This is a genomic window from Neisseria sp. P0022.S010 (assembly GCF_051956635.1).
This window is the reverse complement of the sequence record NZ_JBQCXF010000857.1, coordinates 1-481: the sequence shown is the minus strand read 5'-3', so window position 1 is coordinate 481 and position 481 is coordinate 1. Positions and strand designations below refer to the sequence as shown.

At 44.3% G+C, this 481-nt stretch carries 1 protein-coding gene; it reads left to right on the top strand.

Going from position 1 to position 481, the window contains the following annotated elements:
• Window positions 1-481: hypothetical protein (locus ACTHUT_RS21790; protein ID WP_440419900.1), on the top strand; the 481-nt coding region annotated here is incomplete at both ends.

Below are 481 nucleotides of genomic sequence, written 5' to 3'. Positions count from 1 at the left end.
AAAGGAAAGAGGAGAGGAAAGAAGAAGAAGGGGAAGAGAGGGAGAGGGGGGAGAGGGGGGAGGGGAAGAAAGAAAGAGGAGAAGGGGAAGAGAGGGGGAAAGAAGGAGGGAAAAAGAGGGAAAAAAGAAAGAAAGAAAGGGGGGGAAGAGAAGAAAGAAAAAAAAGAAGAGGAGAGGGAAGGAAAAGAGGAGGAAAAAGGGAAGAGGAAAAAAGAAGAAAAAAGGAAGGGGAGAAAGGAGAGAGGAGAGGAAGAGGAGAAAAAAAAGAAGAAGAAGAAAGGAAAAGGGGAGAAAAAGAAAAGGAAGGAAGAAGAAGAGGAAAAAAAAGAGAGGGGGGAGAGAAGAAAGGAGAAGAAAAAGGGAAAAGAAGGAGAGGAGGGAAAAAGAGGGGGGAAGAGGGAAAAAAAGGAAGAGAGAAGAAAGGAGAAAGAGAAGAAGAAGAAGAAAGAGAGGAAAGAGAGAGGAAAGAGAGGGGAAGGAA